The following is a 19,519-nucleotide window of genomic DNA, read 5'->3' as shown; positions in this document are numbered from 1 at the left end:
AGGTGCAGTTTTTTATGTTCAAACTAAAGAAATCTCTTGAGCTAAGACTGGCAGTCGTCAATGACTAGCTGTCAGATAATGGTGGTGCACGGCGTCGAGCATTTTGATATTGAACGCATGTCTGTTAGGTAACATCACAGCGAGTAAAATAACCTATCGCCAGTTGGCAGGTTCTCAGATAATGTCTGGTCGACGAGATTAACCTGCGTAGGGAGAACAAGGATGAAAGTGTTGGGCTTACTGGGAGGAATGAGTTGGGAGTCAACCATTCCTTATTATCGCATCATCAATGAGCAGGTAAAACATCAGTTAGGTGGGTTGCATTCAGCTAAAATCGTGCTCTATAGCGTTGATTTTCAGGAAGTAGAGCGTTTTCAACACCAGGGAGATTGGGAAAAGGCTGGCTGTCTATTAGCCAGTGCTGCCGTTTCACTGCGCGCTGCCGGTGCTGAGGCAATCGTTATTTGTACGAATACCATGCACAAAGTGGCTGATGTTGTGGAGCAAGCCAGTGGTTTGCCGCTGATTCATATTGCCGATGCTACTGCAGTGCAGGTAGGTCAGCAAGGTCTACGCCGTATTGGGCTTCTGGGCACACGTTTTACCATGGAGCAGGATTTTTACCGTGGGCGTTTGCAGGAGCGATTTGGCATTGAAGTGTTCACTCCGCTGGAGGCCGATCGCGAGATTGTACACCGTATCATTTATGAAGAACTGTGCTTGGGCAAGATCCTCGATGCTTCCCGTGATGAATACTGCAGAATTATCAGTAATCTTGAACAACGGGGTGCACAAGGGATTATCTTTGGCTGTACCGAGATAGGTCTGTTGGTTGGCGCACAAGATGCTGCGGTACCTGTTTTTGACACCACGGCAATTCACGCACGTGCTGCTGCGGAGTTCGCGCTGGCTTAACTGACACACTGAGGTGTGTGTGCTCGGCAGTATCAGTTCCTCTATTTTGTAATCCAGAAGAAATAAATCTGCAAAAAATACATGTTCTTAAATGTTTTTGTGACCAGGCTCGCTATTGTACTGTGGACAATAGAATGGTGATTGTTGTTTTAGTGGCGTGATTTTAAAGTGTACGCCGTTTTGCATTATTCATCTTATGGAGAAAACAGCGATGACCTATGCTCTCGTAGGCGATGTTGGCGGTACTAATGCTCGCTTTGCTCTGTGCAGTATCGAGACGGGTGAAATCACTCAGTCAAAAACCTATTCCGGCCTGGAGTTTGATAGCCTGGAAGCGGTGATCCGCCAATACCTCGGTGAGCAACAGCTTCAGATCCAGGATGCCTGTATTGCTATTGCTTGCCCGGTAACTGAAGATTGGGTTGCAATGACCAACCACTCTTGGGCTTTCTCTATCAGTGCAATGAAAACCAGCCTTGGGCTGAAGCATCTGGAAGTGATTAACGACTTTACTGCGGTTTCGATGGCCATTCCAATGTTGTCTGAAGCCGATGTGCTTCAGTTCGGTGGAGCAAAAGCGCAAAAAGATAAACCAATAGCGGTTTATGGGGCAGGTACTGGCCTTGGCGTTGCTCATCTTGTCCATGTTAACCGCCGTTGGGTAAGCTTACCGGGTGAAGGGGGGCATGTGGATTTTGCGCCAAACAGTGAAGAAGAGGATATCATTCTCAAAGTACTGCGCAGTGAAGTTGGGCATGTATCCGCAGAGCGCGTGCTGTCAGGCCCAGGACTGGTAAATCTGTATCGTGCTATCGTCAAGGCAGATAACCGTTTACCGGAGAAATGGGCACCTAAAGATATTACAGAACGTGCGTTGGCTGAAAGCTGTACGGATTGTCTGCGTGCCTTGTCACTGTTTTGTGTGATTCTGGGGCGTTTTGGCGGAAATCTGGCGTTGAATCTTGGCACCTTCGGTGGTGTATATATCGCTGGTGGGATTGTGCCGCGCTTTATGGAGTTTTTTAAAGCATCCGGGTTCCGTGCTGCTTTTGAAGATAAAGGCCGGTTTAAGGACTACGTTAAGCCGATCCCGGTGTTTATGATCACCCATTCCCAACCGGGGTTATTGGGAGCAGGAGCCCACCTGCGTCAGACGATGGGCATAGATCTGTAAGGCACAGACACTCAGCATGCCAAGGGCTGGTCATGACAGCAGATTGGTAAAAACCGGAATGTGCGGTGGCTTGGTGCCACCGCAGAATGCTGACCTTATTTGATACCGAGTTGCGTTTTACCTAATGGGGTGAGTATTTCGGCAGTTGCACGGCCGCTAAAGTCCACCTCAAAATCATCTGGGGCGAAGTCTGGCGGCGTTTTTCCCGATAAGAAGCTGGGTAATTGTCGTTCCAGATAGGCGTCATTCTTGTCGCAACCCGGTGCTGCAGCGATGTACATCACGTTGCTGTCAAACTCGCCATTATGCTCGTTTTCCACCGAGTGGATCACATCGCAATGCCAGAACACGGTATCCCCTGGCTCCAGATCGGGAATAGGGGATAATCCTTGTAATAAAAGCGGATGCCATTTTTCCGAGATGGATAAAGCGCGGCCAGGCGCAGCACCACAGAGATCATCTTCAGCCACATCATCCTGCAGCGCGCGCAACAGAATATAGGCCATTGCGTTAGCAATCGGTACCACATTGAGCGTACCGGCGTTAGTTCGCTGTGGCGTTAGTGCCGTCCATCCTTGGAAAGTACGGAACATAGAACAGACGGCGGGTGAGGCGATTTCACGCACTTCGGTACGACCATCTGCAGCAAAGGGGTCATATTGTTGCCAGTTACCGGAGAAGACGTGGCGATATACATAGCGGAAATTTTCATCCAGCCAGCGTTCAATTGTTCCACTGTCTACATGTGGCGAAAGGCCCAATGAAGACGAGTTTGGCGGGCGGCGGCGAGTACGATCGGCATAAGAGGCTACACGTGTAGGGTCAAAATGCTGCTTACCGTTACTTTCGGTATCCCAAAGACTGTTAAGAAACACCTGCACAGCGTGCATGCGTTGATCTTGGCGGGCTTCAACTTGCGGCTTGGACCAGTAAATGCCATATATCTGCGGTTTACTGGCTGCCAATTTGCCAAAGTAGTTATCTTCGGCGGCATTTTTCAGATGTTCGATGAAATTATTGCGTTCGAGATAATTACCGATTTCCTGGTTCCAGGCTTCTGCCTGACGGCGAGGGAATACACCGCGAATAGCGCAGGTGCCACGTTGTTTTATGATGGCTTTTTGTTGTTCACTGACACGCTGTAGCAGAATATCCTCGGCATCAATCTGCGGTACCGGATCCTGACCGTTAGCTAATTCCAGGCGGATTTGTTCAACCTGCTGACGAATATTTTCTTCTAGGGCTAGGAATACTTGTTGATAATTGGGTAGTGTTCGGCGCAGTTGCTGTTTAACGCTTTTTATTGCGGAAGGAATATCATTGATAACTAATGAGGCCATGGTGTTCTCCTGATACCGCTATTGGGTAACCGTTGGGTAGGGCTTAGGTTGTTTTATTGTTTTAAAGACGTTAAAGATTATCTGTGTTTGAAAGGGATAAATAAAGGATTAAGTTTCATTCGAAACTTATTTGTTTTCGTTTTTCGGAGAAGACTGTGTTAAAGCTAGAAACCGCTCGCTTGCGACTTAACTCTCTTACAATGTATGACTGGCCATTATTTCTGCGCTTATATCAAGATCCTCAGGTAATGCGCTATATCGCAGATTCGCTGTCAGAGGACGAGATCCGAGCTCGCTTTGAGGCCCGATTGCCCGAATGGGATAAACATGGGGAACGTTGGTTGTGTTTGGTACTGAGAGAGAAGACTACGGGAAATGCTGTGGGGATAACGGGTTTTCGTCCTGAGTGGCATCCTTTTCGGCAGGCCGAAGTCGGTTTTGGCAGTTTGCCTGAAGAGCAGAGGAAGGGGTACGGTAAAGAGTCACTTTTGGCTTTGTTGGACTTTGCTTTCAATACCTGCGGTTTTCACAAAATGACAGCGACCGTTACGGAAGGAAATATCGCGTCAAGGTCTTTGCTAGAGAGCAGCGGTTTCCAGTTGGAAGGGACGCTGCGTGATAATTATCGCCTGGCAGGCCAATGGTGTGATGATTGGCGACTGGGGCTATTGCAAGCCGAGTTCGTGGCGCAAGGCCGGTAAAGATTGTTATCAAAAGTGCTCGACAGCCAGATAGGGCTGCGCTATTTTCGAGATCTGGCCACAAACTGGCCAACGTCGCTCGGATGGTCCGGGCGCTAACGTCTCTTGAGGGATCTATGTCTGATAACAACCCACGCCGTTTCACGCGAATTGAACGTCTTCCCCCTTACGTTTTTAATATCACCTCTGAACTGAAAATGGCTGCGCGCCGTCGCGGTGAAGATATTATCGATTTCAGTATGGGCAATCCGGATGGTCCAACTCCGCCACACATCGTTGAAAAACTCTGTGCAGTAGCACAACGCGAAGATACTCATGGTTACTCCACGTCGCGCGGTATACCTCGTTTACGCCGCGCAATCTCGCAATGGTATCAGAAACGCTATCAGGTCGACATTGACCCAGAAAGTGAGGCAATTGTCACCATCGGTTCCAAAGAGGGGCTGGCTCACCTTATGTTGGCGACGCTCGACCATGGAGATACGGTACTCGTGCCAAACCCAAGTTATCCAATCCATATTTATGGGGCGGTGATTGCCGGTGCTCAGGTGCGCTCTGTGCCGTTGGCGGAAGGTGTAGATTTTTTTGGTGAACTGGAGCGAGCTATCCGCGAATCCATTCCTCGACCCAAAATGATGATCCTGGGGTTCCCGTCTAACCCGACGGCGCAATGCGTGGAATTGGATTTCTTTGAGCGCGTGGTGGCGTTGGCAAAACAGTACGACGTATTGGTAATACACGATCTGGCTTATGCTGACATTGTCTATGATGGCTGGAAAGCGCCTTCTATTATGCAGGTGCCGGGAGCGAAAGACATTGCGGTAGAGTTCTTCACACTGTCAAAAAGTTACAATATGGCAGGGTGGCGTATTGGTTTTATGGTTGGTAATCGGCAACTGGTCGGCGCATTGGCGCGCATTAAAAGTTACCATGACTATGGTACGTTCACCCCATTACAGGTGGCGGCTATTGCTGCATTGGAAGGCGATCAGCAGTGTGTGTTGGACATTGCCGAACAGTATCGCCAGCGTCGTAATGTATTGGTGAAAGGCTTGCACGAAGCCGGTTGGATGGTGGAGAACCCGAAAGCCTCCATGTATGTGTGGGCGAAAATTCCTGAAGCATATGCCCACTTGGGTTCGCTTGAGTTCGCCAAGCGTCTGTTGGCGGATGCGAAAGTCTGCGTATCCCCTGGGATAGGCTTTGGTGATTATGGTGATACCCACGTGCGATTTGCGCTGATCGAGAACCAGGACCGTATCCGTCAGGCAGTGCGTGGTATCAAAGCTATGTTCCGTGCTGATGGTTTAATCAAACAACCAAAAGCCGCTGAACCCAAGATAAAATAATCGTTATAACGGGAGGGAACAAACCGTTCCCTCCTTTTGAGACCGATGGGCATTTGCAGTGTTCTTGTCCCTGCCTTCCCAAATCGGTGGTCATGCAATGCCACATTGGTGAAAATCAGTGAAGGTTTAGCCTATTGGAAATATCTACAGTCAGTGGGCAATGATACATAAGGGAACCCCCAACAATACGTCACACCCATGGCGAGTATTATTGCGAGGAGGACCATACTTAATCAATTTTAAGTGCCACGGATCGCCGTTACTGAAGTATGCACCTCATAGCCGAGTAGAAACAAGGCTTGTTCTAGAGCTTCTACCTTCGAAGCATAAGCGACATCAAGAAGCCGATCAATTTGTGCGCCGTTAAGGCCCATTTGTCGTGCTAACAAGACTTTTGAAGTGCCAGAACTCACCATAAGATTATGCAGCGACAACTTCAATTTAACCAATACGGGTAAGTGGATGGCGATTTCGCCAGGCTGCAGTGCCGAAGGCGGCGAAACCTGACGGCCTTCTTCTATTTCAGTAGCAATCGCTATTAATAGGTTTTCCTGTGCTTCAAGTTCAACATCTTCGCGTTTATAGCAGGCGGCTTGCTGTTGGGGAAAATCACGAAAAGTAATTTTCCAAACGTCGCTTTCTTTATCAAAAGTGTACTGAGCGGGGTAGTCGCAAGGCATGATATTTCCTGCTTGATAGAAGAGTAAAGCGGCATTGTGAGCGTTTGGCGGCAATAATGCCAGGTTGTGATCTATAAGCTGAGTTCATTCACGTTGCGGGTTAGCAGTGATATCCCTCTATTTGAGTACGTTATAGCGTCGTTATATACTTATTTTCCACATTTTGCTACGTGGTTCATGAGTTGCCTGCGTTCAATTTTTCTTCCAGATTTCGCGCAAATTCCTAGGCGAAAAGAGGCATAGATATTTTTATACCTGAGTAGGCGCATATAACATTTATGCACTAGACTAGAAAGTGTGCGTGTACTTTTTAAGCACCCAAGCATATTTAAGAGTAAAGCTCATTTTATGTATGGGCCACTCTATTCTTGATTGTAGCACGTCATTTTCGGTGAAACGTTCAGGAGGAGCCAATGGAGGCTTTAGAAAAGTGTTATATCTATGCGAAGAATACGAGCAATATGGATTTTCTCGCTTCTACAGTCGCATTCTTAGAGTTCCAGGGACGTGAAGTCAATGCTCTTAATGTGGCAGGAAACATGCCACGTGAACAAAGCGATAGTTTTTTTGAAAGGCTAAATTACTATCGTGCTATTTATAAAAAGCAAACTGAACCCGCTTAACGTATCTAACAGTGCCGGTGCGAATGGAGGGCACCGGCGTGGTATAAAACTGTTCCCCTAATTGCCCTATGCGCCGTCATCTCCCCCGAAATACCGCCTAGACGAGGATAATTCTTACATTTGTAGGGATAATAACAAGCTTATGCGGGTGAGATAACCAGAGTTACGTGAAAACGTTACTGCCCCCCAAGGACTCATCCTCAGTGAGGAGCCCCACGACTCCACGTGCTTACGAAGATCAAGCGACTGGGTAGAGCGGCAAATCCCTCAGGGCTTCAGTGTGGATTCAACTTCTAATGAAATCTGATTATTTATTCACCGGATTTTTGCCCTTTTTTAGTGCGTCTATCTGCACGTTTCTCGGCTGGGGTTTTTAAAGGCTTTTTTTTCGTATTTTTCTTGCTATCCATTCCCTTACTCATGATGGCCTCTCTGTTACCTATGATTGGGTGGGTTGCCAAGCTATTAACCCCCTATAGTCAATCATGTGCAAGCAACAAAACAGGTATTGGTGCTAATGCATTGTTAATAAAGTGATTGTTTATTATTAACATTTTAAGATGGATAAATGTTACTATATAACGAATTTTAGTGTCGGAGAGTCCCATGACAGTATTAACGTTGTTAAGTGAGCAGCAACTGCTGGCGATGCCTGAATCTGATTACATGAATGCTGAACAGTTGGCATTTTTCCGTCAACGGTTGTTGGAGGAACAGCAAAAACTCTGGCAACACATTGAGCGACTGAAATGTGATATCAATGGCGGTGATCTAAGCGGTGATGAAGCTGATAAGGCCGCACGTGAGGAAGATCTTCGATTGTTGTTTCGCCAATTAGATCGCGAAAGTCGCTTGTTACCAAAGTTAACAGCTGCATTGGCACGTTTGGAAAATGGTGATTATGGCTACTGTCTTGAAACAGGAGAGCCGATAGGATTACCGCGTTTGTTATTACGCCCCACTGCGGAGTTGGGCATTGAGGCCAAAACGGCGCAAGAAATGCGAGAACCTCACTTACGTAAAAGCAAGTCGACTTCATTTTAAGCAAACTCGCGCCAACATGTCGACATACGTGACGGTTTTATCGTTTTATCGTTGACCTGATGAGCTGCTTCAGCTTTGATGAGTAAATCACTCACAGAGATGGAAGTACCATGGAGCAATTAAGAGGTTTGTATCCTCCGCTGTCAGCATATGACAGTGGATGGCTGGATACTGAGGACGGCCATCGGATCTACTGGGAACTGAGCGGCAACCCGAGCGGTAAACCTGCGGTGTTTATCCATGGTGGACCTGGCGGTGGTATTGCACCTTATCACCGCCAACTATTCGACCCTAAGCATTATAAAGTGTTGCTGTTTGATCAACGAGGTTGTGGTCGTTCAAAACCTTATGCCAGCTTGGACAATAACACGACATGGCATTTGGTCGAAGATATTGAAAAATTGCGTAATATGGTAGGCGTTGATAAGTGGCTAGTCTTTGGTGGTTCATGGGGTTCTACGCTGGCTCTGGCATATGCTCAGGCATATCCTCAACACGTTAGTGAGATGGTACTGCGGGGTATTTTCACACTGCGTAAGCAGGAACTCAGTTGGTACTATCAGGATGGCGCATCACGATTTTTTCCTGATAAATGGGAAAAAGTAATATCAATTCTTTCAGAAGAAGAACGAAAGGACGTTATAGCTGCTTACCGCCAGCGTCTTACTTCGTCGGATGTGAATGTGCAACTTGAAGCAGCCAGACTGTGGAGCTTGTGGGAAGGCGAAACCGTGACGCTGTTACCAAGCGGTTCTTCTGCGTCCTTTGGTGAGGATGAATTTGCGCTGGCTTTTGCCCGTATAGAGAATCACTACTTTACGCATCTAGGTTTTCTGGACAGTGACGACCAGTTACTAAGGAATGTCTCGCGGATCCGCCATATTCCCGCTGTGATTGTCCATGGGCGTTACGATATGGTCTGCCAAGTGCAAAATGCGTGGGATCTGGCGCAAGCATGGCCGGAAGCTGAACTGCATATTGTCGAAGGGGCTGGGCACTCAACCGATGAACCAGGTATTCTGCATCATTTGATGCTGGCGACAGATCGCTTTGCGGTGAAATAAGTCAAAACCTGCCGCAACGGCAGGTTTATTATTTCACTTTTGGTTCGTACGGTAGACGGGAAAACTTGTATGATTCGGTTCGGTAATGCGCTACACGTTCACGAAAGTAGTCTCGTAGGTGGGGGAGTTGTTCACGTTCTATCATTTCCGGGATCACTGGCATATTGTAGCGTTCTTTGAAAGCTACGCCTGACGCAGCCAGGTCGACGTTAACTTTATCCATCTCATTTTGTGGCAATTCTGCCAGATTGTAACCCACTCTATTTCCCTTTACTTTGTAGCAACGAATAGGCGCAAAAGGTAATCTACCTCATGAGGTTTAGCAAGTTCCAAACCTCACAATTCACTCATTACTTTTGCGCTCAAATGAGCAGCCAGCGACTCCCGTAGTCTACCTATATTCTGAAATAACTTAGGTATATAAGGTTGTTCGGCTTGTGATTACTATATAATTATTTTTCACCTAAAAGGTAAGCTCTCTTATATAACCATAAAATTTCAATTTTATGGTTATATAGCGTTCTAGGCTCGTATAATTTATTGAGTAATCGTAACTCACTATGATCACTCATTTGTTCTCTATATGTATCTCTAACATTATTGTGAAAATATAACATAATGATAATTAATAGTTTTATTTTATAATATGCATTAATGTATCAACGGATCGTAAGTTTACACAATTAAACAAATTTAAATTAACAGTGTTGTAGTAGGGGTTTTTATTTTACTTAATCAATGTATAATGCAGAGGCTGAATTTTGACCTGCAAAAAGGAATTATTATGCTGAATCAAGAAATGATAAATAAGTTGAATGAGCAACTTAATCTGGAGTTCTACTCTGCAAATATGTATTTGCAAATGAGTGCCTGGTGCAGAGATCAAGCTTTCGAAGGAGCTGCCAAGTTCCTGAAAGATCATTCTCAAGAGGAGATGCAACATATGCAGCGTCTCTTTGACTATCTTAGCGACACTGGTGCATTACCGCTGCTCGGTACGATAGATGCGCCGCCAGTAGCCTTTGGGTCCCTGGCGGAAGTTTTCCAGAAAACCTATGAACATGAGCAAATGATCACCAGTAAAATTAATGAACTAGCGCATGTGGCAATAACGTCTCATGATTATTCTACTTTTAACTTTTTGCAATGGTATGTTGCCGAACAGCACGAAGAAGAGAAACTGTTTAAATCAGTGCTCGATAAGATGGCTTTAGTAGGAAATAGCGGCGAGGCATTGTTCTTCATCGATAAAGACCTGAGTAAAATGGGTAATTCTGAAAGTAGTAACGGCTAAGCCCCATATAAAATTTTTTATACCCAAGCCACTCAAAACTGCAGTTTGCTTGTATCTTGAAGTGACTTGGGTAAATCTGGATATAGACTTTTTTACCAAAATTCAACCCATGTTGACAGAGCTATAATGGTTTTGTTCACGCCATTTTCGGGCATTGCTATGTTGTTTGCTACTTATTTAGTCAAACAAACTTCACTGCTCATGCCTAGCTCCGCGTATAAATAGGCGCCAGCGGTGCTCGCGTGTAGTTAAGGGATGCAGTCTAACATTGTGAATAAATATAGCGACCATCAAGAGCGTTACTGATGCATTACAGCACTGAGCTGTCACAGGTTCAATTCCGATAATTTTTCTATTCTACATCTCTGACCTGCCGTTGGCAGATACTGACAAGATGGTTTATCAAAGCTGATTTTAGAAAAGTGTTCATTTCATCAGTGGCATGTTCGACTTGTGTCATAATTTAATTTTTATAATACAATTGGTTATAATATTTCCAGCTTTATTGGTCAGTTGATTAACAACTTATTCCCCTATTTGATATTGTATCTTGCCTGCTCCCCTTGAGTGGGGGAAAATGAGTATCATCTACACTGTAAGGCCATAATATGAAATCGATAATTCTGGGTACTGCACTGCTGGTAACGGCGACCGGCACATTGGCAGCAGATAAACTGGTCAACGTTACTAAACTTGAATACGGCAAGCAGTGGGCTTTCTCCAAGGAGGAAGTTACACTACAATGCCGCAGAGGGGGAGCACTATTTGTGTTGAATAACAGTACATTGATGCAATATCCACTCAATAAAGTTGCAGAGCAGCAGGTTAAAGCTGGGCAACAGCGGGCTCAACCGCTGCAGGTTATCTTGCTTGATGATGTCAATAACCCTGGTCAAAAGATGAGTGTGCAACCTTTTTTGGAAAGAGCGACAAAATTGTGTGTTGATGGAAACTAACAGCTTGTTCATTATAAAGTTATTCTGTCGTTAGCTTTTCGTGATTCATTATTTAAAAATAATTTACTTATGTGACTATCACTATCTGTGCTGTTGGCTGGCAAAACCAATACATTACGCTACTCTTAAAGTGCATGGCTGAACAAGCTCTGCAAATGCCAACTTTTAGCGCACGGCTCTTTCCCAAGAGCCATTTCCCTAGACCGAATATAGGATTCGTATTCGGTCTTTTTTTATGTTATTGATTTTAATGATAAAATTTCGCGAAGCTCGAATTTTTCTATGCGCTGTAATAAAGATAGTAACTCAAGTGGCTTGATCTCATTGATAGGTCGAGAACCTATGTATGGGAACACATTGTTTTTGAAGGCTCTGTTAACGTAATCTGCATAATTCTTTGACCAACCCGAAACTTTTGCCGTGTACCATTCAGTTGCAATAGCTTCGAACGTATTCTCAACAGATAACTTTTTGGTAAGTTGATCTGCTTTTTTTACTTCTCCAGGATCATTGCCCGCAGCAAGAATTTTTCTTGCATCTTCACGCTTTGAACGAGCATCTGCTGGTGGGATATCTGGGTAGGTACCAAATGATAATTTTTCTCTTTACCGGCAAATCAATATTTCATACGCCAGTATTTAGAACCATTAGGGTTGAGCTGAAGATAAAGTCCTCCTCCATCTGCGAGCTTATAGGACTTATCTCTGGGTTTGGCAGTGTCAACCTGACGAGCATTAAGTGGTATATGGGGGCCTCGCTTTTTATTGAACACGAAAAGCCCCCACTTAGGCCCCCAAACATCTATTGATGTACATTTAGTTGGGTAGATATCGGTTGATATCATTTTGCCTTAACTGTGGGGTTTAAACTGATTATACTGGGCTTTTATTGAGTTTGGGGGAGTGCAGTGGAGGTATGTATGGTGTCCCCTGCAGGAATCGAACCTGCAACTAGCCCTTAGGAGGGGCTCGTTATATCCATTTAACTAAGAGGACCGTATGGGTAAAGAGTTTTAGCCTATTTGCCAAAGCAGTATACCTTTTTTCACACGTAAAATAAGCGCTTAGCAGTGCGTTTGCTTATTCTCTCGCCAAAATGCAGTAAGTTTTATGCTAGAAGACAGACCAATGACCTTTTTATGGGACATCAGAGCGTTTTCTCCTTTCTGGAACATTGCTGTTTTTTCTTCGCAATTTTGATCTGGTGCCGAAGATTACCCCTAATGGAGTATATTCGCTGTGAGTTGCGGACTACGGGCGTTTATTGGCTTGTGGTATTATCTCGAATCCCGAAGAAAATATGAGTTGCCCATGCTGCAAGCCAAAAATCTTAGATGTGTCCGTGACGATCATATACTTTTCGATGGGTTGAGCTTTGTGGTGAACCAGGGCGACATTATTCAGGTCGAAGGGCAAAATGGTTCGGGTAAAACCAGCTTGTTGCGGATCATTGCCGGACTGGCTCAGCCAGATAGCGGTGAAGTGTTATGGCAAGGGGAAAACACGCGGGGTCACCGTGAAAAGTTTCAGTTGGACTTGCTGTTTCTTGGGCACCAGCCAGGCATAAAATCCATGCTGACTCCATTTGAAAACCTGCAATTTTATCAGGCTGTGTGTCAACCACCTAATGTCAAGGCTATCTGGCTGGCGTTGGAGCAGGTGGGGTTGGTCGGCTATGAAGACGTACCAGTGGCGCAACTTTCAGCTGGGCAGCAACGGCGTGTTGCGCTAGCGCGCCTTTGGCTAAGCAAAAGTCTGCTTTGGCTCCTTGATGAACCCCTAACGGCAATAGATAAACAAGGTGTAGTGGAATTGACAGCGTTATTTCAACGCCATGCACAACAAGGGGGAATGGTGCTGTTAACCACGCATCAAGATTTGGTGGGTGCTCAACGGGTAGTTAGCAAGATACGCTTGGCAGATACTCGCGCGGAGATCGTCTGATGTTCTTTATCGTGCTGCGCCGGGAACTGAAAATAGCTTTTCGCAAAGGTTCGGAAATTGTTAATCCGTTGTGGTTCTTTCTGATTGTGATCACACTATTCCCATTAGGTATTGGGCCTGAACCACAATTGCTGGCGCGTATCGCTCCAGGGATTATATGGGTAGCTGCATTACTGGCCTCATTACTTTCACTGGAACGTCTGTTCCGGGACGATTTCCTTGATGGTTCATTGGAACAATTACTGTTGTTACCTGCGTCGTTGGCAATGACGGTATTAGGCAAAGTCTGTTCTCATTGGATAGTGACGGGGTTGCCGTTGCTAATTCTATCGCCTTTGGTGGCGTTACTGTTGTCACTGGATGTAAATACCTGGATAGCGGTGGTATTAACGCTGCTTTTGGGAACGCCGATCTTGAGCCTGATTGGCGCTATTGGTGTGGCGTTGACCGTGGGGCTACGCAAAGGTGGGGTGTTACTGAGTTTGCTGGTACTACCGCTTTATATTCCGGTGCTGATATTTTCTACTGCGGCTATCGACGCGGCATCTATGGGCATGCCGATAGACGGTTACCTGGCGATCTTGGGTGCCATACTGGCTGGCAGTATAACGCTGGCGCCTTTTGCTACCTCAGCGGCATTGCGCGTGAGCATTCATTAGGTTTGTGTTTGCGACAATTCAGGCCAGCATGTTTTTTACTGCACGAGAGAAGCTCGCCATTTTACAAAAGCGGGTGGTTACTGAACGATTTTTTACCGTGAGCAATGAAGACAATGTGGAAATGGTTACATCAGTTTGCCCGCCCTGAGCGGTTGTACCATGTCTGTGGCCGTTTTGTTCCCTGGTTGGGGATTGCGGGCGCTTTCTGTCTCCTGTTGGGATGGGTATGGGGTTTTGGTTTCGCTCCCAAAGATTATCAACAAGGGGACAGTTTCCGTATTATGTATATTCATGTCCCAGCGGCGATGTGGTCGATGGGGGTCTATGGTTCGATGGCGATAGCGGCCTTTATCGGCTTGATCTGGCAGATGAAAATGTCTGATACCTTGGTGGCCGCCATGGCACCTGTGGGCGCGGTTTTCACCTTCATTGCCTTGGTTACCGGTTCCGCCTGGGGCAAACCAATGTGGGGCACTTGGTGGGTGTGGGATGCCCGCTTAACATCTGAATTGGTGTTGCTGTTTCTCTACATGGGGATCATTGCGCTCTACAATGCTTTCGACGATCGCCGCCTTGCCGGGCGTGCAGCCGGTATTCTGGTGTTGGTCGGTGTGATAAATATTCCTATTATTCATTTCTCTGTTGAATGGTGGAATACCCTTCATCAGGGATCAACTAATATGCAGCAAAGCATTGCACCCAGTATGCGTACCCCATTGCGTTGGGCGATCCTCGGTTATTTATTGTTCTTTATCACGTTGACGCTGATGCGTTTACGTAATCTGATCTTGATCCAAGAGCGTCACCGCCCTTGGGTGGCTGAATTGGTTAGTAAGGAGCGTCCATGATGAGTGCGGCATTCGGTTCTTGGCAGTCGTTTTTCGCTATGGGCGGTTACGCGTTTTACGTCTGGCTGGCGGTTGCTGCAACGGTGTTCTCGCTGCTTGGATTATTGCTCCATACCTTGTGGCAGCGTAAACAACTGCTGGCTGAATTTCGCCGCCAAGCGTCGCGTGAAAGGCGTATCCGTCAGTCAAAACAAAAATTAGTCACACCGCAACAATCCGATAATCCGCCGGGGACATTATTGTGAATCCACGCCGCAAAAGCCGCCTTTATATGGTCACTGCCATCTTGATTGGCATCGGGCTGACTGCAACGTTGCTGCTGTACGCTTTGCGTTCCAATATCGATCTGTTTTATACCCCCACTGAAATTTTGCAGGGTAAAGGTGAAAATCACGAGAAACCGCAGGTCGGCCAGCGGTTGCGTATCGGTGGGATGGTGATGCCGGGTTCAGTCAAACGCGACCAGCAAAGCCTGCGGGTGAGTTTCAAAGTATACGATGCTCATGGGGCGATTAATGTCACGTTCGAGGGCATTCTGCCGGATCTGTTCCGTGAAGGGCAGGGGGTTGTTGCACAGGGTGTTTTGGGGGAAGGCAACGTGGTTAATGCCCGCGAAGTATTGGCTAAGCACGACGAGAAATACACGCCGCCTGAAGTTGCTGATGCTATGAAAGAAAATCATAAGGGTCCGGCTTCAGCTTATGCTAGCCCACAGCAAGGGGGCAGTAAGTCATGATGCCAGAAGTTGGAAGTTTTCTGTTGTGTCTGGCGTTGGCAATTTCGCTGTTGCTAAGTGTTTATCCACAATGGGGGGCCGCGCGCCAGGATACGCGCATGATGGCGGTAGCTCGGCCTCTAACCTATGGCATGTTTTCCGCCATTATCTTTGCGTTTGCCTGTCTGGTTTATGCTTTCGTCACCAACGACTTCACCGTCGCTTATGTGGCGGCTAACTCCAATACGCAACTGCCGGTGTACTACCGCATTGCGGCGACCTGGGGAGCACACGAAGGTTCCTTACTGCTGTGGGTATTGTTGTTGAGTTGTTGGTCACTCGCTGTTGCTCTTTGCAGTCGCACTATGCCACAGGATGCGGTGGCGCGAGTGCTTTCAGTGATGGGCATGATCACCGCAGGTTTTTTGCTATTCATCATTCTGACTTCTAACCCATTCACCCGAACCTTACCAAGTTTCCCTATTGAGGGGGCCGATCTTAATCCGCTGTTGCAGGATATTGGTCTTATCTTCCACCCTCCTTTGCTGTATATGGGCTATGTTGGTTTTTCTGTGGCTTTCGCCTTCGCTATTGCATCGTTGATGGCCGGGCGGCTCGATACTGCCTGGGCTCGCTGGTCACGTCCATGGACCACTGCCGCTTGGGTATTCCTGACGTTGGGGATTGTGCTGGGTTCTGCTTGGGCTTACTACGAGTTGGGCTGGGGCGGTTGGTGGTTCTGGGACCCGGTGGAGAATGCCTCCTTTATGCCATGGCTGGTCGGCACTGCGCTGATCCACTCGCTGGCGGTGACAGAGAAACGCGGTACTTTCAAAGCGTGGACGGTGTTGTTAGCAATTAGCGCGTTCTCATTATGCCTGCTGGGCACCTTCTTGGTTCGTTCAGGTGTATTGGTTTCCGTACATGCTTTTGCCTCCGATCCGGCGCGAGGGATGTTTATTCTTGCCTATCTGGTGCTGGTGATTGGCGGTTCTTTACTTCTGTATGCGGTGAAGGGCGGCCAGGTACGTAGCCGGGTGCAACATGAAACCTTCTCGCGCGAAACTTTCCTGCTGGGGAATAACGTTCTGCTGATTGCCGCTATGTTGGTCGTGTTGCTCGGGACCTTGTTACCGTTGGTGCACAAACAGCTTGGATTGGGCAGTATTTCGATTGGCGAACCTTTCTTCAATACCATGTTTACCTGGCTTATGGCCCCGTTGGCACTTTTATTGGGTATTGGACCACTGGTCCGCTGGCGTAAGGATGAACCCTCGAAGCTTTGGCGTCGCCTTGGTGTGGCGTTGTTTGTCACTCTTGCATTGTCAATGTCGTTACCTTGGTTGCTACAAGATCGGATCATCGGGATGACGGTGGTTGGGCTGATTATGGCAATCTGGGTCATTGTACTGACGCTGATGGAACTCCATGAACGGGCGACACATAGGCATGGCTTCTGGCGCGGTCTGACGCACCTTTCACGTAGCCACTGGGGGATGGTTTTAGGCCACCTGGGTGTTGCGGTGACGGTGATCGGTATTGCTTTTAGCCAGAATTACAGTGTTGAACGCGATGTGCGTATGAAAGCCGGTGATAGCGTAGAAATACATGATTATCGTTTTATTTTCCGCGATGTTCATGATATTCGCGGGCCTAATTATACCGGGGCTGTCGGGATTATTGATGTGACCCGCAACGGTAAGGCGGAGGCTATTCTGCATGCAGAAAAACGCTACTACAGCGTGGCGCGTAGCGTAATGACCGAAGCGGCTATCGATGGTGGACTGACGCGCGATCTTTACGCAGCGTTAGGGGAAGAACTGGATGATGGTTCTTGGGCTGTGAGGCTTTATTACAAACCTTTTGTGCGCTGGATTTGGTATGGCGGCGTGTTTATGGCGATCGGTGGTGTGCTGTGTATTCTCGACCCGCGTTATCGCATGAACAAAAAACTCAAACGTGCAGCTAAGCAAGAGGGAACAGCATGAACCGAAAATTACTCTTTATTCCATTAATCCTGTTTCTATTGCTGGTGGTGGCATTGTTGGTGCAATTGACGAGAAATGCTAAAGGGGAAGACCCTACGATGCTAGAGTCTGCGTTGATTGGTAAACCGGTACCCACCTTTAAGCTAGAGTCACTCGAACACCCGGGTAAAACTTTCGATCAGGCAGTGCTGCATAACGGCAAACCCATGTTGCTTAACGTCTGGGCAACCTGGTGTCCAACCTGCCGTGCGGAGCACCAGTATCTCAATACGTTAGCTGCGAAAGGGATCCGTGTGGTAGGGCTGAATTACAAAGATGACCGAGTCAAAGCGGTGAGTTGGTTGAATCAGTTGGGTAACCCTTATGCACTCAGTCTGTACGATGGCGATGGCATGTTGGGATTGGATCTTGGCGTTTATGGTGCGCCAGAAACCTTCCTGATCGACGGTGATGGGATCATTCGCTATCGCCATGCCGGGGACATGAACGAACGTGTCTGGCAACAGCAGGTATTGCCGCTGTACCGTCAATACGGAGGTGAGGCATGAGGCTAATAACCTTGCTGTTGGCAGCATTATTAAGTTGGAGTGCGGCTGCAGCGATCGATACTTATAAATTCAATTCGCTAGCGCAGGAGCAACAGTACCGCCAGTTGACCGAGCAGTTGCGTTGCCCTAAGTGTCAGAACAACAGTATTGCGGATTCTAATGCCATTATTGCTGCGGATATGCGTACCAAAGTGTATGAGTTACTGATGCAGGGGCAAAGCAAGCAACAGATTATTGACTATATGGTAGCGCGTTACGGCAACTTTGTTACCTACGAGCCGCCGGTGACACCGGCAACGCTGATCCTGTGGCTTGGGCCGCTGCTCTTTCTGCTGATTGGTGGGGCGGTGGTGATACTGCGAACTCGCTATCGCCGTGTGGAGCTGGACAGTGAAGCGTTCTCCGAACATGAGCAACGGCGTCTTGCAGCGCTATTGGCAGAGACCGACAGGAAGAAACCCTAATGGCTTTTTGGCTGATGATGATTGTACTGTTGGTTGGCAGTGCCGCCTTACTGGTAGTGCCTGCGATGTGCCAAGGTATAAGGAGTAATACGGCTAGTCGCGATGCTTTGAATAAAGCGTTCTATCAGGAGCGTCTCGGTGAACTTGAACAGGATGAAGAACAGGGGGTAATCGCTGAACGCCCTGAATTGGTGAAAGAGTTGCAGCAGAACTTGTTGAACGATATCCCGGTACAGCCGGAACAACGGATTCAACCTATTAATCGTTGGGCTCTGGTGCCCGGTGTTGTGGTTCTGGTCGTGGTAGCCGTTGGTTTTTATCTAAAAACGGGGGGCTTATCCCAAGTCATGGCTTGGCATCAGGTGATGTCACAAATGCCTGAGCTACGTGAACGAGTCACCAATGAACATGCCAAGCCGTTGAGTATGGAAGAAATTGCCCGACTTGGTCTTGGGCTACGAACTTCGCTGCAGGACGATGATAGGAACATCAACGACTGGATGATGCTCGGCCGTGTCGGCATGGCGATGAATAATGCCACCACGGCAACGCAAGCTTTTGCAAGAGCCTACAGTTTGGACCAGAATAATACAGATGTACGTTTGGCCTATGCCGAAGTGCTGACGCGTTCCAACGATCCGGAAGACAACAAGCAAGCGGCCAAGATACTGCGCAAAATGGTTACCGAGGATCATACTAATCTTCGTGTGTTAAGCCTGTTGGCGTTTAATGCCTTTGAGCAGGAAAATTACTCACAGGCGATTGGGGCTTGGCAAGTGATGCTTAAGTTGCTTCCAGCAGACGATCAGCGTGTTGAGGTAATAAAGCGTAGTATTGAACAAGCCAAGGTTCAGGCGGGGGAAGAAAATGTTAAACTTTCCGTCAATGTTACCCTGTCGCCACAGGCAGCAAAAGCGTTACCACAACAGGGAATGCTGCTCGTTTCGGTGACCGACGGAACAAATCCGGTGCCGGTAGCAGTTAAACAGCTTCCGCTGAGCCGTTTTCCGCTGTCCTTTTCTCTGGATGACAGTAACGTTATGATGCCTGAACGTCTTTTATCGTCATTGCATCAAGTGAAAGTGCGAGTCCGCCTCTCTCAGGATGGTCTGGCTACGCCGCAGGCGGGGGATTGGTTTGGTGAGAGCGGGTTGCAGGTGTTTAACGGCAAGGAACAGGTCAGCGTTCAGATAGACAAACAGGTTCCCTAATAA

General features: G+C 47.4%; 21 protein-coding genes, 1 tRNA gene and 1 pseudogene. 18 read left to right on the top strand and 5 right to left on the bottom strand.

Translation table 11 applies throughout. The annotated features are described in order from the left end of the window. Positions 1-222 precede the first annotated feature (222 nt). Positions 223-915, top strand: a complete 693-nt coding sequence (locus OK023_RS10595; RefSeq protein ID WP_317692699.1) for an aspartate/glutamate racemase family protein — start codon at positions 223-225, stop codon at positions 913-915. Positions 916-1,075: 160 nt separating this feature from the next. Next, positions 1,076-2,089, top strand: a complete 1,014-nt coding sequence (gene glk, locus OK023_RS10590; protein ID WP_317697646.1) for a glucokinase — start codon at positions 1,076-1,078, stop codon at positions 2,087-2,089. 95 nt (positions 2,090-2,184) lie between these two features. Here glk and OK023_RS10585 read toward each other — a convergent pair whose 3' ends face one another. Continuing rightward, a complete protein-coding gene (locus OK023_RS10585) occupies positions 2,185-3,429 on the bottom strand; it encodes a DUF1479 domain-containing protein (protein WP_317692698.1) in 1,245 nt (414 codons plus the stop codon). A gap of 200 nt (positions 3,430-3,629) precedes the next feature. Between OK023_RS10585 and OK023_RS10580 the strand changes: the two genes are divergently transcribed. Continuing rightward, a complete protein-coding gene (locus tag OK023_RS10580; RefSeq protein ID WP_317697644.1) occupies positions 3,630-4,130 on the top strand; it encodes a GNAT family protein in 501 nt (166 codons plus the stop codon). Positions 4,131-4,246: 116 nt separating this feature from the next. Further along, positions 4,247-5,479: an alanine transaminase gene (alaC, locus tag OK023_RS10575; protein ID WP_317692697.1), complete on the top strand. Its 1,233-nt coding sequence runs from the start codon at positions 4,247-4,249 to the stop codon at positions 5,477-5,479. A 239-nt stretch (positions 5,480-5,718) separates the two neighbouring features. On the opposite strand, the gene OK023_RS10570 is transcribed toward alaC, so the two are convergent. Continuing rightward, positions 5,719-6,159, bottom strand: coding sequence for a hypothetical protein (locus OK023_RS10570; RefSeq protein WP_317692696.1), 441 nt, complete (start codon positions 6,157-6,159; stop codon positions 5,719-5,721). A 413-nt stretch (positions 6,160-6,572) separates the two neighbouring features. On the opposite strand from OK023_RS10570, the gene OK023_RS10565 reads away from it, so the two are divergent. The 3 genes from OK023_RS10565 (at position 6,573) to pip (ending at position 8,890) form a co-directional block, all read left to right on the top strand. Next, entirely contained in the window at positions 6,573-6,782 is a 210-nt protein-coding gene (locus OK023_RS10565) for a glycogen synthesis protein (RefSeq protein ID WP_317692695.1), read from the top strand. A gap of 606 nt (positions 6,783-7,388) precedes the next feature. Continuing rightward, positions 7,389-7,826 (top strand): TraR/DksA C4-type zinc finger protein, encoded by a 438-nt coding sequence (locus tag OK023_RS10560; RefSeq protein WP_317692694.1) that lies wholly within the window; start codon positions 7,389-7,391, stop codon positions 7,824-7,826. 110 nt (positions 7,827-7,936) lie between these two features. Further along, entirely contained in the window at positions 7,937-8,890 is a 954-nt protein-coding gene (gene pip, locus OK023_RS10555; protein WP_317692693.1) for a prolyl aminopeptidase, read from the top strand. 28 nt (positions 8,891-8,918) lie between these two features. Here pip and OK023_RS10550 read toward each other — a convergent pair whose 3' ends face one another. Continuing rightward, on the bottom strand, positions 8,919-9,149 hold the full coding sequence (locus tag OK023_RS10550; RefSeq protein ID WP_317692692.1) for a DNA polymerase III subunit theta: 231 nt from the start codon (positions 9,147-9,149) through the stop codon (positions 8,919-8,921). 525 nt (positions 9,150-9,674) lie between these two features. Here OK023_RS10550 and ftnA point away from each other — a divergent pair. Both ftnA and OK023_RS10540 read left to right on the top strand, forming a co-directional pair. Continuing rightward, positions 9,675-10,184, top strand: coding sequence for a non-heme ferritin (ftnA, locus tag OK023_RS10545; RefSeq protein WP_317692691.1), 510 nt, complete (start codon positions 9,675-9,677; stop codon positions 10,182-10,184). 608 nt (positions 10,185-10,792) lie between these two features. After that, on the top strand, positions 10,793-11,140 hold the full coding sequence (locus OK023_RS10540) for a YebY family protein (protein WP_317692690.1): 348 nt from the start codon (positions 10,793-10,795) through the stop codon (positions 11,138-11,140). A gap of 275 nt (positions 11,141-11,415) precedes the next feature. Here the strand turns inward: OK023_RS10540 and OK023_RS10535 are convergent. Both OK023_RS10535 and OK023_RS10530 read right to left on the bottom strand, forming a co-directional pair. Then, positions 11,416-11,885 (bottom strand): annotated as a pseudogene (locus OK023_RS10535) (tyrosine-type recombinase/integrase); the annotation flags it as partial. 175 nt (positions 11,886-12,060) lie between these two features. Beyond that, positions 12,061-12,135: transfer RNA gene (locus tag OK023_RS10530), tRNA-Arg, on the bottom strand. 315 nt (positions 12,136-12,450) lie between these two features. Between OK023_RS10530 and ccmA the strand changes: the two genes are divergently transcribed. From ccmA to ccmI, 9 genes are all read left to right on the top strand, one after another. Further along, positions 12,451-13,083, top strand: a complete 633-nt coding sequence (gene ccmA, locus OK023_RS10525; protein WP_317692689.1) for a cytochrome c biogenesis heme-transporting ATPase CcmA — start codon at positions 12,451-12,453, stop codon at positions 13,081-13,083. After that, positions 13,083-13,742 (top strand): heme exporter protein CcmB, encoded by a 660-nt coding sequence (ccmB, locus tag OK023_RS10520; RefSeq protein WP_317692688.1) that lies wholly within the window; start codon positions 13,083-13,085, stop codon positions 13,740-13,742. Before ccmA ends, ccmB begins: the two co-directional genes overlap by 1 nt. 113 nt (positions 13,743-13,855) lie before the next feature. Further along, positions 13,856-14,590, top strand: coding sequence for a heme ABC transporter permease (locus OK023_RS10515; RefSeq protein WP_317692687.1), 735 nt, complete (start codon positions 13,856-13,858; stop codon positions 14,588-14,590). Then, on the top strand, positions 14,590-14,835 hold the full coding sequence (gene ccmD, locus OK023_RS10510; RefSeq protein WP_317697642.1) for a heme exporter protein CcmD: 246 nt from the start codon (positions 14,590-14,592) through the stop codon (positions 14,833-14,835). Before OK023_RS10515 ends, ccmD begins: the two co-directional genes overlap by 1 nt. Further along, positions 14,832-15,326 carry a cytochrome c maturation protein CcmE gene (gene ccmE, locus OK023_RS10505; RefSeq protein ID WP_317692686.1) on the top strand — a complete coding sequence of 165 codons (495 nt, stop codon included), beginning with the start codon at positions 14,832-14,834 and terminating at the stop codon, positions 15,324-15,326. Before ccmD ends, ccmE begins: the two co-directional genes overlap by 4 nt. Beyond that, positions 15,323-17,293, top strand: coding sequence for a heme lyase CcmF/NrfE family subunit (locus OK023_RS10500; RefSeq protein ID WP_317692685.1), 1,971 nt, complete (start codon positions 15,323-15,325; stop codon positions 17,291-17,293). Before ccmE ends, OK023_RS10500 begins: the two co-directional genes overlap by 4 nt. After that, positions 17,290-17,841: a DsbE family thiol:disulfide interchange protein gene (locus OK023_RS10495; protein WP_317692684.1), complete on the top strand. Its 552-nt coding sequence runs from the start codon at positions 17,290-17,292 to the stop codon at positions 17,839-17,841. The genes OK023_RS10500 and OK023_RS10495 overlap by 4 nt, the downstream gene beginning before the upstream one ends. Beyond that, positions 17,838-18,305, top strand: coding sequence for a cytochrome c-type biogenesis protein (locus OK023_RS10490; RefSeq protein WP_317692683.1), 468 nt, complete (start codon positions 17,838-17,840; stop codon positions 18,303-18,305). Before OK023_RS10495 ends, OK023_RS10490 begins: the two co-directional genes overlap by 4 nt. Further along, positions 18,305-19,516: a c-type cytochrome biogenesis protein CcmI gene (ccmI, locus tag OK023_RS10485; RefSeq protein ID WP_317692682.1), complete on the top strand. Its 1,212-nt coding sequence runs from the start codon at positions 18,305-18,307 to the stop codon at positions 19,514-19,516. The genes OK023_RS10490 and ccmI overlap by 1 nt, the downstream gene beginning before the upstream one ends. The last annotated feature ends 3 nt before the right edge of the window (positions 19,517-19,519 follow it).

The organism is Serratia sp. UGAL515B_01 (genome assembly GCF_033095805.1).
GTDB lineage: Bacteria > Pseudomonadota > Gammaproteobacteria > Enterobacterales > Enterobacteriaceae > Chania.
Note: the sequence above shows the minus strand (reverse complement) of the source record. Positions and strands in the feature narration are given on the sequence as shown.

Coding starts and splice junctions, on each gene's coding strand:
- ftnA (WP_317692691.1), top strand. CDS start 9,675: ATGCTGAATCAAGAAATGATAAATAAGTTGAATGAGCAACTTAATCTG.
- OK023_RS10585 (WP_317692698.1), bottom strand. CDS start 3,429: ATGGCCTCATTAGTTATCAATGATATTCCTTCCGCAATAAAAAGCGTT.
- OK023_RS10565 (WP_317692695.1), top strand. CDS start 6,573: ATGGAGGCTTTAGAAAAGTGTTATATCTATGCGAAGAATACGAGCAAT.
- OK023_RS10570 (WP_317692696.1), bottom strand. CDS start 6,159: ATGCCTTGCGACTACCCCGCTCAGTACACTTTTGATAAAGAAAGCGAC.
- OK023_RS10490 (WP_317692683.1), top strand. CDS start 17,838: ATGAGGCTAATAACCTTGCTGTTGGCAGCATTATTAAGTTGGAGTGCG.
- OK023_RS10595 (WP_317692699.1), top strand. CDS start 223: ATGAAAGTGTTGGGCTTACTGGGAGGAATGAGTTGGGAGTCAACCATT.
- OK023_RS10495 (WP_317692684.1), top strand. CDS start 17,290: ATGAACCGAAAATTACTCTTTATTCCATTAATCCTGTTTCTATTGCTG.
- ccmI (WP_317692682.1), top strand. CDS start 18,305: ATGGCTTTTTGGCTGATGATGATTGTACTGTTGGTTGGCAGTGCCGCC.
- OK023_RS10560 (WP_317692694.1), top strand. CDS start 7,389: ATGACAGTATTAACGTTGTTAAGTGAGCAGCAACTGCTGGCGATGCCT.
- OK023_RS10515 (WP_317692687.1), top strand. CDS start 13,856: ATGTGGAAATGGTTACATCAGTTTGCCCGCCCTGAGCGGTTGTACCAT.
- ccmB (WP_317692688.1), top strand. CDS start 13,083: ATGTTCTTTATCGTGCTGCGCCGGGAACTGAAAATAGCTTTTCGCAAA.
- ccmD (WP_317697642.1), top strand. CDS start 14,590: ATGAGTGCGGCATTCGGTTCTTGGCAGTCGTTTTTCGCTATGGGCGGT.
- OK023_RS10580 (WP_317697644.1), top strand. CDS start 3,630: ATGTATGACTGGCCATTATTTCTGCGCTTATATCAAGATCCTCAGGTA.
- ccmA (WP_317692689.1), top strand. CDS start 12,451: ATGCTGCAAGCCAAAAATCTTAGATGTGTCCGTGACGATCATATACTT.
- pip (WP_317692693.1), top strand. CDS start 7,937: ATGGAGCAATTAAGAGGTTTGTATCCTCCGCTGTCAGCATATGACAGT.
- alaC (WP_317692697.1), top strand. CDS start 4,247: ATGTCTGATAACAACCCACGCCGTTTCACGCGAATTGAACGTCTTCCC.
- OK023_RS10540 (WP_317692690.1), top strand. CDS start 10,793: ATGAAATCGATAATTCTGGGTACTGCACTGCTGGTAACGGCGACCGGC.
- OK023_RS10500 (WP_317692685.1), top strand. CDS start 15,323: ATGATGCCAGAAGTTGGAAGTTTTCTGTTGTGTCTGGCGTTGGCAATT.